The organism is Sinorhizobium sp. M4_45 (assembly GCF_002885915.1).
Lineage (GTDB): Bacteria > Pseudomonadota > Alphaproteobacteria > Rhizobiales > Rhizobiaceae > Sinorhizobium > Sinorhizobium meliloti_A.
The window spans coordinates 153,823-166,593 of the sequence record NZ_NWVE01000006.1 but is presented as its reverse complement, the minus strand read 5'-3'; the positions used below and the strand labels follow the sequence as shown (position 1 = coordinate 166,593).

Annotated in this window: 13 protein-coding genes and 1 pseudogene; 6 read left to right on the top strand and 8 right to left on the bottom strand. The window is 61.2% G+C overall.

The features are described 5' to 3' along the window. Positions 1 to 90 precede the first annotated feature (90 nt). The 4 genes and pseudogenes from CN933_RS17970 (at position 91) to CN933_RS17955 (ending at position 2,984) form a co-directional block, all read left to right on the top strand. Positions 91 to 801 carry a LysM peptidoglycan-binding domain-containing protein gene (locus tag CN933_RS17970; protein ID WP_102761963.1) on the top strand — a complete coding sequence of 237 codons (711 nt, stop codon included), beginning with the start codon at positions 91 to 93 and terminating at the stop codon, positions 799 to 801. Positions 802 to 1,167: 366 nt separating this feature from the next. After that, positions 1,168 to 1,788, top strand: coding sequence for a hypothetical protein (locus CN933_RS17965; RefSeq protein WP_102761962.1), 621 nt, complete (start codon positions 1,168 to 1,170; stop codon positions 1,786 to 1,788). Positions 1,789 to 1,881: 93 nt separating this feature from the next. Then, a pseudogene (locus CN933_RS17960) lies at positions 1,882 to 2,256 on the top strand (type II toxin-antitoxin system VapC family toxin); the annotation flags it as partial. Between the two features lie 338 nt (positions 2,257 to 2,594). Then, the gene (locus CN933_RS17955) at positions 2,595 to 2,984 is read left to right on the top strand and encodes an ester cyclase (protein ID WP_102761961.1); all 390 of its coding nucleotides are present in this window, start codon (positions 2,595 to 2,597) and stop codon (positions 2,982 to 2,984) included. Between the two features lie 92 nt (positions 2,985 to 3,076). Here the strand turns inward: CN933_RS17955 and CN933_RS17950 are convergent, their stop codons facing one another. The 4 genes from CN933_RS17950 to CN933_RS32240 form a co-directional block, all read right to left on the bottom strand. Continuing rightward, the gene (locus tag CN933_RS17950; RefSeq protein WP_102761960.1) at positions 3,077 to 3,460 is read right to left on the bottom strand and encodes a type II toxin-antitoxin system VapC family toxin; all 384 of its coding nucleotides are present in this window, start codon (positions 3,458 to 3,460) and stop codon (positions 3,077 to 3,079) included. Next, positions 3,457 to 3,657 carry a type II toxin-antitoxin system VapB family antitoxin gene (locus tag CN933_RS17945; protein ID WP_018096606.1) on the bottom strand — a complete coding sequence of 67 codons (201 nt, stop codon included), beginning with the start codon at positions 3,655 to 3,657 and terminating at the stop codon, positions 3,457 to 3,459. The genes CN933_RS17950 and CN933_RS17945 overlap by 4 nt, the downstream gene beginning before the upstream one ends. Before the next feature lie 477 nt (positions 3,658 to 4,134). Then, complete coding sequence (locus CN933_RS32245; RefSeq protein WP_280951598.1) at positions 4,135 to 4,737, bottom strand: PDDEXK nuclease domain-containing protein; 603 nt, start codon at positions 4,735 to 4,737, stop codon at positions 4,135 to 4,137. Then, positions 4,667 to 5,443 carry a PDDEXK nuclease domain-containing protein gene (locus CN933_RS32240; protein WP_280951593.1) on the bottom strand — a complete coding sequence of 259 codons (777 nt, stop codon included), beginning with the start codon at positions 5,441 to 5,443 and terminating at the stop codon, positions 4,667 to 4,669. The genes CN933_RS32245 and CN933_RS32240 overlap by 71 nt, the downstream gene beginning before the upstream one ends. Before the next feature lie 361 nt (positions 5,444 to 5,804). Here CN933_RS32240 and CN933_RS32235 point away from each other — a divergent pair, with 361 nt between their 5' ends. Continuing rightward, entirely contained in the window at positions 5,805 to 7,754 is a 1,950-nt protein-coding gene (locus CN933_RS32235; RefSeq protein WP_210204020.1) for a calcium-binding protein, read from the top strand. Between the two features lie 364 nt (positions 7,755 to 8,118). Then, positions 8,119 to 8,820 (top strand): class I SAM-dependent methyltransferase, encoded by a 702-nt coding sequence (locus CN933_RS17930; protein ID WP_102761959.1) that lies wholly within the window; start codon positions 8,119 to 8,121, stop codon positions 8,818 to 8,820. Here CN933_RS17930 and CN933_RS17925 read toward each other — a convergent pair. Genes CN933_RS17925 through CN933_RS17910 form a run of 4 tightly spaced genes read right to left on the bottom strand, consistent with a single transcriptional unit; the run spans position 8,792 to position 12,621 of the window. Then, positions 8,792 to 9,589, bottom strand: a complete 798-nt coding sequence (locus CN933_RS17925) for an ABC transporter ATP-binding protein (protein ID WP_102761958.1) — start codon at positions 9,587 to 9,589, stop codon at positions 8,792 to 8,794. The two genes, CN933_RS17930 and CN933_RS17925, sit on opposite strands and share 29 nt — an antisense overlap. Positions 9,590 to 9,597: 8 nt before the next feature. Further along, a complete protein-coding gene (locus tag CN933_RS17920) occupies positions 9,598 to 10,632 on the bottom strand; it encodes a FecCD family ABC transporter permease (protein WP_102761957.1) in 1,035 nt (344 codons plus the stop codon). Then, entirely contained in the window at positions 10,629 to 11,633 is a 1,005-nt protein-coding gene (locus tag CN933_RS17915) for a FecCD family ABC transporter permease (RefSeq protein ID WP_102761956.1), read from the bottom strand. Before CN933_RS17915 ends, CN933_RS17920 begins: the two co-directional genes overlap by 4 nt. A gap of 22 nt (positions 11,634 to 11,655) precedes the next feature. Beyond that, positions 11,656 to 12,621, bottom strand: coding sequence for an ABC transporter substrate-binding protein (locus CN933_RS17910; protein WP_102761955.1), 966 nt, complete (start codon positions 12,619 to 12,621; stop codon positions 11,656 to 11,658). Between the last annotated feature and the right edge of the window lie 150 nt (positions 12,622 to 12,771).

Sequence of the window (12,771 nt, the reverse complement as noted above, 5' to 3'; positions counted from 1 at the left end):
CTGATTCAGGCAATCACAACGGCGTGTGCCAGGAACCAGAACGCCCAAGCTCTGTTAGGTCGACGCAAAATCAGTCAGAGGAGGCGACGGATGCCGCAATTGAAAGTCAAACTATGCGCGCTCGCTGTGACGCTTTTTGCCGTTTCGCCGACAGTCGCTGCACAGGTGTGCGGAAAAACCGAGGTGGTGGACGAGGGAGAGACGCTGGAGCAGCTCGCGGCGCGATGCGAAACGACTGCAGGTGCTGTGCTTTCCGCCAACCCCTCTCTCGACGCCGGTGATATCCGTGCAGGGCTCCAGTTGAAGATGCCGGAATCCGCAGAGGGTGACTGGCTGAGCCGCGCAAGACAGGCGGTCACCGAAGCAGGTGAACGCGTGAATGAGGCTGCGGAAGCTGCGGGAAGGTCGGTTTCAGATTACCTTTCCGACCAGCCGGACCTCAACCGGGACATTCTGGAAATGGGCGAGCGGCTCGGTCTCCCGGGCGTCTCAACCAGCCAAAGTCGGGGAGCTGAGCTGATGGTCGTTCCGAAAGATGTCGGTCCCGGCGATAACGTGGACCTCAATGCAAACGGCCTGCCGGGCGGGGTCGAGGTGACGATCGGCGTGCGCATCGGCGAGGAGGCGGATTTCCGAACCATCTCCCGTGCGCGCACTAACGAAGCGGGATTGTTGGAGGCAACAGTCCCCGTTCCTGAACAGGCACAAAAGGGAGAGAAGATCGCCTTTGCCGTCGAGACGGTGGACGGCCGCGTCCGTGTGGTTTCCGAACCGTTCGACGTTGGTCCTACTACCGACTGATGTCGACGCTGGCTCTGTCTGGTCACAGACTTGCTCACCCTCAGCCGCAGCAAGAGTCTTCCACGACGATGATTGCGCGCCGGGAAACGGCGTATGCGGTCTCGCCAGTCAGGAAAGCCTTCTTCCGAATTGAAGGCGTGCTTCAGCCAGCTCTGAGGCCGCTTCTTCCCCCGGCCGTTTGGTGCGGGTGGAAACGGCCGGGCAGCCATTCCCTGTAATGCAACACAACGGATGTTCAGCGGTTACAGGAGCGAGCCCTCTCGCCCGCCGCTGGGGCTTCCACGCGATTGGATCGCTGACCGCCAAGTCGCATTGGCGTTCAAGGTATTGGACACCAAAGGATCGCACTTCCGCCGGAGAAACGGGATGCAGTGGATTGAAGATCATCGCGAACTTATCACCGCGCTTACCGGGCTGGGGACCCTGGCCGTCTGGGTGGTTTACCTGCAGGTGTTCGTCAGCAACTATCGAAGGCAGCTCCGCGCCACCTTGTTGATTACGCGCGGCGCGGGAGCCGGATTGGACGCTCACTGCTTCCTCAGCAATATGAGCTCGGGACCAGTCCACGTGGCCAGCGTGCTTGTTAAACTGGAGACCACTGCGGGGTCGCTCATCTGCCCTGTAACGGACATGCTGCATCCGGAAGGAGAGGCTCCGGCCGAAGCTCGGCAGCGCACGCGGCAAGGCCCTTTAGGGAGCGGCGAGATCAGGGATCTGGGTTCCTTCGGGACCCTGATGCGCCACGCGCTGCATGCCGAATCGGAAAGCCCGCCTGCCGGCGAATGGCACACCGAGGTTCGTTCCATCATGGTCGAAATCGTGGGCCATTACGGCTCGGAAGACCTTCCCATCGGCGCGCGCAGAGTTTTCGTTGTGCTCGAAAATGCCGGCGGACCGGTGATCCGTGGACGAGAGCTACAAACGGAGCAAATCAGAAACAGGCGGGACAGAAGAAGGCTGATGGCCGATTTGGAACGTGATCGTTGAGCGTGTTCCCGGCATCGCATGATGTATCGGATGGAAAGCTGCGGTGCCGGATATCGCCATTGAAACCCTGGTGCACGCGCTGGTCCCGTTCGGGGTGACGGCAAAGCCGATGCCAATGTCGTCGCATGGATCGGAGCGGAAGATGCATCGGGCTTTTTCCTTTCGGCGATCACAATTCTCGAACTGGAGCGGGGCGTAGTCGGGGTGCACCGCAGGGATGCCGCACAAGGCGCTCGGCTGCGTTCCTGGCTCGACAGTCACGTGCGTCCGGAATTCGCGGGCCGTATTCTGCCAATTGACGACGCGGTTGCGACACGTTGTGCCCACCTGCACATCCCCGACCGGCGCAATGAGGCCGACGCGCTGATTGCGGCGACGGCTCTGGTTCACGACATGACCGTTGTGACACGAAACACCAGAGACTTCGAAGGCACCGGCGTTGTTATCGTCGATCCCTGGCAAGGCTGACCTTTCACTTATCCGAATACAGGCGGTCCCTAGCCGGGGCAGCTCGATTGCGGGATGGCCGGATCGAACCCGTTCAAGGCGAGCGATAAAAATCGACCTTCTCACCGAAGCGGCGGGCGCATCTGCCTGTAGCCGATCGTCCGCGGGGCGGAGAGCCCGAAGAATAAAGCTAATGCGGCAGCCGGCGACTCTGCGCTGCAAAATCGGAGACACTGGTGGATCAACTCCTATGGGAAAGACCTTGCGGTCCGCCCTGCCAATTGCCGGATTGGAGAATGCAGCAGTACGCTATCTCTCGACGTTTGAAGCCGCGTTGCGTGCACCTATTGGAGGAAATTATGAGCGGAGAACTCGCTGACATTTACCGTGCCTACCTGGATTGCCTCAATCGACAAGCCTGGGACGAGCTTGGTCAATTCGTTGACAACGATGTGCAGCATAACGATCGCCTTCTAAGGCTATCGGGCTACCGGGAAATGCTGGTGCAGGACTTCGTAGACATTCCGAATTTGCAGTTCAACATTCAACTGCTTGTCTGCGAACCGCCGCGCCTTGCTGCCCGCCTTTCATTCGATTGCTCCCCGAAAGGCGAGTTCATGGGTCTGAGCGTCAATGGACGTCGAGTGTCCTTCACGGAGAACGTTTTCTACGAGTTCGTAGGATCGAAGATCCGCTCGGTATGGTCGGTAATCGACAAATCCGCAATAGAGGCCCAGCTCCCATACTAAAAAGAGAGAGAGTTGATCAACGACCGCTTCGGGTGCGAAAACGGTCCTGACACCACCAGCAAGAGCAACGGCCATGGCCTCTTATTCAGTGTTCAGTTCCGTGTATGGGCGGGGGTGTGCAGCGACGCCCCCGCCTTTTCGGCCGCTGCCCGCAAACGCTTGTCTCTCGTCCACAAAGCCACTCGCTTATCGAGGAGAACCGAGGCCAGCAAATGGGCATCCGTGAAGCCGATCCCCATGCTGAAAATGGCGTGGCGATCAACCATCATCATGACCTCGTGGTGCGTTGCGACGAGTGCTTCGCGCTGAGCCATCAGGAATGCTATCACACTACTGCGTTCCCGAAGACTGCCGAGTGCAAGCTCTCCGATCACGGCCGGATGGCAGAGGAGACGATCGTCCTCAATAATCCTACGCAGCTCGGCATCGGTATGCCGGAAATGATCAATCCAGATTGAAGTGTCGGCAAGAATCACTTGGCAGCTGCGCTCCGGCGGCGTGGAGCTGCCTCCGCATCCGGCATAGTTCCCCCGAGCGCGATGAGGCGTTTTCCTGACTCCACACGGACAAGCGTCTCCAATGCCTGGCGGACCAGAGCGGCGGTTTCTTTCGTGCCGGTTAGGGACTTAGCCCTTTCCATGAGAGCGTCGTCGAGGTTGATAGTCGATCGCATCGTTCGGGTTCCTGATTTTGGTGCTACAAATAGCACCATTTGGTGAAGAAATCTACGCCTGGATTGGCCATCGTAGCGACCGCATCGGCCGCACGAGCTTGAGGCTGGCTAGGGCCGAGGGTTCGATTCCGCTCAAGGCGAGGGATGCACAGTCACTTGCCGAGACAGTCGCTTCTTGTCCAGCAGCCATGCTTCATCTGCAGAGTTCTCTGCCATGGGTGCAGAGGTCAGCCGCGGTTCGTTCTGGACCGTAGCGAACAACCGAAACTCAGTTGGGGATTTTGCAGACTGCTCGCATAATCGTTTGTATTCTGCGGACATTGCCCGAAAGTAGTTCCCGTTCTGTGCTCAAAAGATCGAATCATGTATCAACAGGAACGCTCGGTCGAAACGGGCGAGGGGCAGGAAGCAGTCCTTCGGAGCCGTTTCATTCACCCTGCGTGGCTGTCGGACTCTGCTGGGTGCAGATATTCTGTATCACGATGATCCGTTATCGCGGATCGCTCGGAGCTCGGCGAGGAATGCCGTTGCGACCTCGGTTGCCTCAGACGCATCCGCGGATTCGACATCCAAACCGTGCGCAGCGCGGTTCATGGTCTGTAGAGCCTTCCGGAGCCGATCTGCGGTTTGGGGCGCCAAACCGAGTCGCTGCAGTTCCGTTAGCATTGGTCCAAGAGCCAGCGGACGCTCGGCTTCGGTCTGATCGGCCACCAGTAGCCGGATTTCACGCTCAACCTCTATGCGCAGCTTCACGAGCGCCATCAACGGGAATTCGCGCGCAAACTCCGCCTCTGTCGGTAGCTCTCTCTGCAAGGGCTCGGGGAGGGCGGCAGAGAGTCTATATTCCGCAACGCCCATCGGCTTTGTGGAGTCTCGAAGCGCGTATTCGACGATCACTTCATTCTTGCCTTTGCACAGAATGATGCCGATGCTCGGGGCGTCGGAATCGTGTCGAAGTTGGGCATCGACCGCGGACAGATAGAAGTTCATCTTCCCAGCGAACTCCGGCCTAAAGTCCTCGATCTTCAGCTCTACAATGACGAAACAGCGCAGCCGCAAATGATAGAATAGAAGATCCAGATAATAGTCCTGCCCACCAACTTCGAGATGATGCTGGCTGCCGACGAATGCGAAGCCTTTTACCGAGCTCAAGAATGAGAGAGCGTAGGTGCTCGAGTAGTCCTTGCTCGAGTTCGCGCTCGGACATTGCCGGACCGAGGGCAAGAAAATCGAAGCTGTAAGGATCTTTGATTAACTCCTGCGCCAAATCGGATTGCGGAGCAGGCAGTGTCCGGGCGAAATTTGTAAGTGCCTTCCCCTGCCGCTGGTAGAGGCCGCTTTCGATCTGATGTACGAGAACATTGCGGCTCCACCCATGTTCTACCGCTTGGCGAGCATACCAGAGCCGCTCTTCGGAGCTTTTCAACGCCTCGATGAGCTTGACGTTATGACCCCAGGGCAATTGTGCAACAAGTTGTTGCACGATTTCTTCATCCGGAAACGCCTCAGCAAAGGCGCGCATATATTTGAGGTTCCGCGGCGAAAGCCCCGTCATCTCGGGAAAATCGCGCCGAAGATCCGTGGCGAGCCGATCGATGACGCGCGCGCCCCATCCTTCGGCGACCTGGCGTGCCAGGATCTCGCGGCCGATGCTCCAGTAGAGCAAGATGAGTTCTTGGTTGACAGCGACGGCCGCCTTCAGGCGAGCTGTTCGGATCCTGTCCTTAAGCTCCGCAAGCAGAGAGGCATACCCGTCGCCGTCAGATGAAGGAATGAGCGTGGTCATGGGTGAGTCTTTATCAGGCCGGGCCGGAAAAAGCTCTACCGATCACGAATTCGCGTAGTCATCCATCACTTTAATTTGGCCGCTATGACGGCGGGTCCGCGGTTCGATTCCGCTCAAGGCGAGGGATACAGGTCGATCGTCCCGAACGCCGAAGCGATGCTGAAGTGTAGCGGCATTCGTGACTTGAGTGTCGCTTTTGTCTTCAGTAATTTGTTTCAAATTTCGACCATAAATAAATATAATATCGAATCATTATTGTAATTGAACTTGCAGAGAAGCGGAACTATATTTCCGTGATCAACTATGAGGTATCGGCTTGTCTATCCGGACGCCTCGTGTCTCAGCTGGGGGGAGCGGTTTCATGACGAAGATCGTGGGGACGGGCGGGGGCGATACGCTGCGCGGGACGGACGAGACGGATCGCATCTGGGGCCTTGCCGGCAATGACGACATCGATGGCGGTGGCGGAGATGACCTTGTCGATGCCGGTGCGGGAGACGACTTCGTCAGGAGCACAAGCGGCTATGACCGCCTCGACGGCGGCGACGGCGACGACCGGTTGATCCTGGCCGGGACGGGCGGCGCGGTCACCGGCGGCGCTGGCCACGATACCCTCGCCGTCAATGCCTCCTTGGCGACGGAGGACGTGATCTTCAACGGTCCGCAGGGTCACGCCATGATCGGCCGCGATCCCTCGACGGCCCAGCATGTCTTCTTCCGGGATATCGAGCGCCTTGAGCTGCTCACCGGCAGTGGAAATGACATCGTCTACGGCAGTACGCGCGACGATGTCATCGTCACCGGCGACGGGTCCGACGCGATCACCACGACGCTGTATTCGGCCGTGATCGATGGCGGCGCCGGACGGGATTTGGTGACAATCGACAATTCCGAAGACGTGGATGGCGTCACCATCGACTTCGCCGCGGGCAGCGCATCGACCGGCACGGTCCTGCGCAATCTCGAGACGGCCCGTGTCTGGACCGGAAGCGGCGACGATACGGTGATCGGCGGCGGACTCGACGATCTCCTCGCCAATACCGGTGCGGGTGACGATCGAATCGAGGGCGGAGACGGCGACGACAACCTGGACGGCGGCCTGGACAATGACGTTTTGTCGGGCGGAGACGGCAATGACGGCCTGAGCGGCGATGCCGGCAATGACCGCCTCTTCGGCGGGGCGGGGAATGACGGCCTGTCCGGCGGGAGCGGAGCCGACACGATGTCCGGCGGCGACGGGGATGACAATGTCAGGGCAGGAGCCGGCAATGATACCCTCGAGGGCGGCGCCGGCGATGACAGAATGGACGGCGGCCCGGGAGACGATCGCCTCTTTGGCGGATCGGGCAACGACATCATGGAAAGCTTCGACGGTCGCGACGTCATCGACGGCGGCGATGGCGACGACCGGATTTCGCGTTTCTCCGGCAGCGGCCCGGCAACGATCAGCGGCGGCGCGGGGAATGACCAGATCCGGGCGTGGGGCTCGGACAGCGTCGACGGCGGCACAGGGGATGACCGGATCGGAGCGGGGAGCTCGGGCAGTGTCGACGGGGGGGAAGGCAACGATCACCTCGCGTTCGAAGTGTCCCATCTGCTCGGGCCTGTTGATTTCGACGCGACGCGTGGATCGATCTCGACCGGGCTGACATGGACCGACATCGAGAGCTTCGCCGTGTCGAGCGGGAGATTTGGCGATCTTGACGATACGCTGCATGGCGCCGACGGGGCTGATCAGCTCTCCGCCTTTTTCGGTGACGATCTTCTGGAAGGACGGGCCGGAGACGACCGCCTGTTCGGTGGCGATGACAACGACCGCCTGCTCGGCGGCGACGGCGACGACTTCCTGTCCGGCGATTTTGGCGACGACCGCCTGCTTGGCGGCGCCGGCTCCGACGATCTGCGGGGCGAAGCTGGAGCCGACGATCTGAGCGGCGGCTCGGGTGACGATCACTTGTGGGGACATACGGGCAGGGACCGGCTGTCAGGCCAGGAGGGAGCCGATTATCTGCACGGTGGCGGCGATGCCGACATCTTCCAGTGGTCCGTCTCGTCTCTCGAGACCGACAGCGTCGACCGCATCGCGGATTTCAGCGCTTTGGCGGGCGACATCCTCAGCTTCGCCATCGACGCCGATGGCGAGATCGCCTCGATCCGCAGCTACGCGGATTTCCTGGCGGCCGCGCATGACACGCAGGACGGCGTCTTCGTCACGCTCGACGGGTTCCACGATGCCGGCATCCTGATCGAGGGCGTCACCCTCACGGAGATTTCGGCCGAGAACCTGTCCTTCACCGAGTTTTACTTTTGAGGCGCATGGCGGTGCCCGAACCGGGCATGTCAATTGGCGTCGATTGGAATGTGGCGCTCACCGTGAGGTGCCGCCCGAACGAGTTCAGCCTTCCTCCACGAGGCGGTTGCAGGCCGTCTTCCCGGGATGTTCACGTCCTGGGCTAAGAGGATCGCAGGCCGCGCCACTCATGAGGGCTGGCGATCGCGATGGTCGTAGCTCCTCGTCGCGACTCCGGCATGCGCGCCGAAGGCCGAAGGGCGGCGTTGTTATCGGCGGCACTCATCCGGAATATCGAGGTCGAATTCATTTCGATTTGACCTATCCACGTCGTTCTGGCGACCCTATGAGAGTCGCATCAGAAGAATCGCACGGGAGACGGCATATGAGCCATGAGGCACAGAAAACCATCACCACATGGTACGTCGACCCGGATGCGGAAGACAGGATGGCGGACGGACACGCCCCGATCTGGCGGCATCTTGTAGGGCTCATCGTCGAGCGCGATCTTTCGGAAAAGAACGTCCTCGACTTCGGCTGCAACCAAGGCGGCCTGCTGCGGCATCTTTATGCGATCAGGCCGTTCCGCAAGGCGCTCGGCATCGACATTGCAGAGCAATCCATCGCAAAGGCCGAGACTCTCAAGGGCAACATCCCCGTCCAACACGCTGTTGGTGGAACGCTCGAAGGCTGGGTCGACGAGTTCGATCTCGCGATCAGCCATGAGGTCATTTACCTCCTCGAGGACATCGACGCCCATGCCGCGGACATCTTCAAGGCTCTGAAGCCCGGTGGAGTGTACTATGCCGTTACCGGTTGCCACACCGACAACCCGCTCTGGCCGAAATGGCGCGAGCTCGTGGCGAGGCGCACGAACACCGTCGTCCAGGATCGCTCCATTTCCGATTACTGCCGCGCCTTTGCGAAGGCTGGCTTCGAGGTCTCCGGCAGAAAGCTGGAGTATGACGGATACATTCCATTCGTCGAGGATGGCTGGACTCCGGATTTTGCCGATGCCCTGAACTATTACACTGAGACCAAGATCGTGTTCCGCCTGATCAAGCGCCGGAACGCAGGAAGCGTGTAAGCTCGACGTCGAAATGCGGCGGCTTGTCCGGGGCGACCTCGACGAACCGCCCCTTCACCCGAAATGTCTTTTCGATCAGGCCGCTTTCGGCGAGCGCTCTCGGCTCCCCGTCGAAACGCAACTCGCCTCTCTCCAGCAGCGAGATGCGGTCGCTGATGGCGATCGCCTGGTTGATGTCGTGAATCGCCATGACGATCGTCACGCCTTTCTCTCGGCTGAGGCGATGGACGAGGTCCAGAACCTCCACCTGATATCCGATGTCCAGGAATGACGTTGGCTCGTCGAGCAGCAGGATGGCTGCCTCCTGCGCCAGCGCCGCCGATATCCACGCCCGCTGCCGTTCGCCGCCCGAGAGCTCCTGAAGCGTTCGATTCGCCAGACGCGTGAGGCCGGTGCTTTCAAGCGCCCATTCGATGGCCGCCTCGTCCTTGTGGTCGTAGGAGCGGAAGAGCCCGACGTGAGGAAAGCGCCCCTGTCGCACAAGCTGGGCGATCGTCATCTCGTCGGGGGCGGAGGGCTGCTGCGGCAAGAAGGCCAGCTTTTTGGCGATCGTGCGCCGCGACATCGAAGTTACCGCGACATCCCCGATCTTCGCCTGCCCCTCCGCGGGCCGGATCAAGCCTGCCATTGCCTGTAGTGCCGTGCTTTTTCCGGAGCCGTTCGGCCCGATAAGGGTGCGGATTTCGCCTTTCTGCACCGACAGCCGAAAGCCGTTCAGCGCCTTCCGGCGACCGTAGTTAACCGATAATTGCGTACATCTCAGAGGCATGGGCGATCTCAGGGAGCTTTGCGTACAAGGGTGAGCAGTACCGGCACCCCGACGATGGCAGTGACCACTCCGATCGGCACTTCTTCGGCTTGCCCGACCAGACGACCAATCAGGTCCCCGAGGGTGACGATGACCGCTCCGAGGACGACCGTCAGGGGAAGCACCAGCGGGAAATCTCGCCCGGCGAGGAAGCGCGCCAGATGCGGCACCATGAGCCCTACGAAAACGATCGGGCCCACTGCCCCCACGGCGCTTGCGGCGAGCGTGCAGGATACGAGCAGGGCAAGCGAAAACTGCTTGCGATAGGAGAGCCCAAAGGAACGGGCGACAGCGGAGTCGAACTGCAAGAGGACCAGCGGACGATAGATCAGAGGGAGGGCGGCCAGGCCGGCGATCGTAAACGGCAGCAGGAAGATCGCGTGATCCCATGTGCGCGCATAAAGGCTTCCGGAGAGCCATTCGAGAATGATCTCGATGCGGGCCGAGCCCCAGCCCGCGATCAGGCCAATGGCGAGCGCGTGCAGAACCGCCCCAATCGCGATCCCGCAGAGCGTGATCCTGAGCGGGCTGAGGTCGAGCCGGAAAGCCATAATGTAGATGACTCCTCCCGCCGCGATGCCACCCACCATTCCCGCCAGCGGCAGCCATGCGATCGGTAGCTCGGCCACGGTGTTGGACCCGGGATCAAAGATGTAGACGGTGAACAGCAAGAACGCTGTGACCGTCAAAGTCGCGCCCTGCGACACCCCCATCAGTGACGGATCGGCGAGAGGGTTTCGGGTAATCGTCTGGAGCAATAGCCCTGCGACGGCGAACTGAATTCCGGCGAGGATGCCCGTGACGATACGTGGCAGACGGATGTCGAGAATGATCGAACGCGCTTCAGGCGACCCGCTCCCGGCCAGAACCGAGGCGACGTCCGCTGCGGGAATGTCGACGACGCCAAGGAGCACGGCGGCGACGAACGAGAACAGGACCAGCAGAATGACCGCGGGCAGGAGCCACGGTTTCGGTCGGGTAAGGCCGAGCGGGACTGGAGTCATGCGGTCGTTCCCTTGATGCCGACGCGCCCTCGCTGGATGAGATAGATGAAAATCGGCCCGCCGAGAAGCGCGGTGATGATGCCGACGGGAAGCTCCTTCGGGATGGCAATGGTGCGAGCGATGAAGTCGGCGCAGGTCACCATTAGCGCCCCGATGGCCGCCGTGAGCGCGATCTCAAACGCAGTTCCCGAGGGCCGCAGGAGCCGGGCGATATGCGGGGCTGCCAGACCGACGAAGGCGACGGGGCCTGCAACGGGGGCGACGCCCGCTACCGGACAGACGCCGAGAAGCAGCAGGACGGGTTTCCAGAAATGAAGCTGCACGCCCATTCCGGCGGCGGCGTGGTCGCTCAGGGCGAACATGGCGATGACCCGGTGCAGCGACAGCGCTCCCACTACCCCAAGGCCGACCCAGGGAAGCATGTGGACGAGGTGCGACCAGGTGCGTCCGGCGAAGCCGCCGGACAGCCAGAACAGCAGTGCGGTCGATTGCGGCCCCGCCAGGAGCAGCATGTAAATCGTGATCGCCCCGAGAAACAGCGACACGCTGACGCCCGCAAGGGCGAGATGAAGCGGGCGCCCGGTTCCGCCGCGTGCCACCCAGAACGTCACCCAAGCTGCGGCGAGACCGCCCGCGAGGCCTACGAACGGGTAATAGGCGGATGAAAACCATGGCAGCAAGACGAAGCAGCCGACGATGGGCGCGACGGCGCCGGCGGTGACGCCCGTAATCCCCGGATCGGCGAGCGGGTTGCGGGTGAGTGCCTGCAGCAGATAGCCCGAGACAGCGAGGCCCGAACCCGCGACGGCGGCCGCCAGGCTTCGCGGCAGCCTCAGGGTCCAAACCAGGATCGACTCGATCTTGCCGTCGGGAGCAAAGAGCACGCGCAGAACGGCGTCGATGGAAAGTGTCCGCGCCCCAAACAGCAGCCCGACGAGGACAATCAGCAAGGTCGCCGCGAAGACGAGGCCTATGGCTATGGAGGATTTCCGGGTGCCCATCGCCGTCGCGATCGCTCGTCCGCTATTTCCGAGCCTCGGCGGGAATGATCCTGGCGGCTTCCGCCTTCGCGTCCACGGCAGGGAAGACGTCGGGATAGAGGTAGTGGGCGGCCTCGCGCAGAACGATTTCGCGCGCGATGGCGCCGTTGGTCTCGACCCATTGGTCGCCGACATAGAACACCCGATTGTTCTTGACGGCCGTCAGTTCCTGCCAGATCGGGTTGTTCTCATGCGGCCGATCGGGGCCCGAGTCGTAAATAAAGAGGACTTCAGGGTCTTTCTCGAGCATGGTCTCCAGGCTGAGATCGACGCCGAATTCGCCGCCCGGCGTCATGTTGCCGGCGATGTTCTCGCCACCAATCGCCGCGACGATGGACGCAGCCGTGTTTTCCGTGTGGAATGCGAACGGCGTCTCGCCACCCCACATGATCGCGAAGCGAGGGTTCACCTCCTTCGGAGCCCCGGCGGCGAATTCCGCCAGGTGCTCGCGGAATTCCTTGTTCAACTGGAGGCCGCGCTCGGGCTTGCCGAGGATCTTCGAGAGCTCGGCGATCTCACGGTCGCTCCCGTCCAAAAGCTCCATGTTGTAAGCGACATAGGGGGCGATCTTCTCGAGGTGCGGCGCATTGCCGACGGTGTAGCGGCGGATGGCGACGATCAGGTCGGGCTTGGCTTCCGCAAGAAGCTCCAGGTTTGGCTTGGCCCGCTGGCCGATCTGCTTCATGCCTGCCGTCATGCCGAGGAGGAAGTCCGGCTCCCGTCCCGCCGTCATATAGGTGCTCGCCACGGGCTTGATGCCAAGGGCAAGAGCCACGTCATCCGCGAAGTAGGAGATCGAGGCGATGCGTTTCGGCTGAAGCGGTACCTCCACCTTGACGCCACGGTCGTCGGTGATCGTCAGCGTCTTGCCGTCCTGGGCGTGAGCGGGGCCTCCCGCCACCACTGCCAGAAGAGCAGAGAGAATTGCGATTCTACGTGCGTTCGCCACGGCGATGTCCTCCACATGAATGTCGACACCGCTTTAGCTATTAAAGAGGAGTCCTGCAATCCACTTACCTGCACTTCCGATCAATTCCGAGAGTCGCCTCCGCTTATGCGCCGGTGCGTTGCCAGAAGGCATGGTCCACGGCATCGGCGC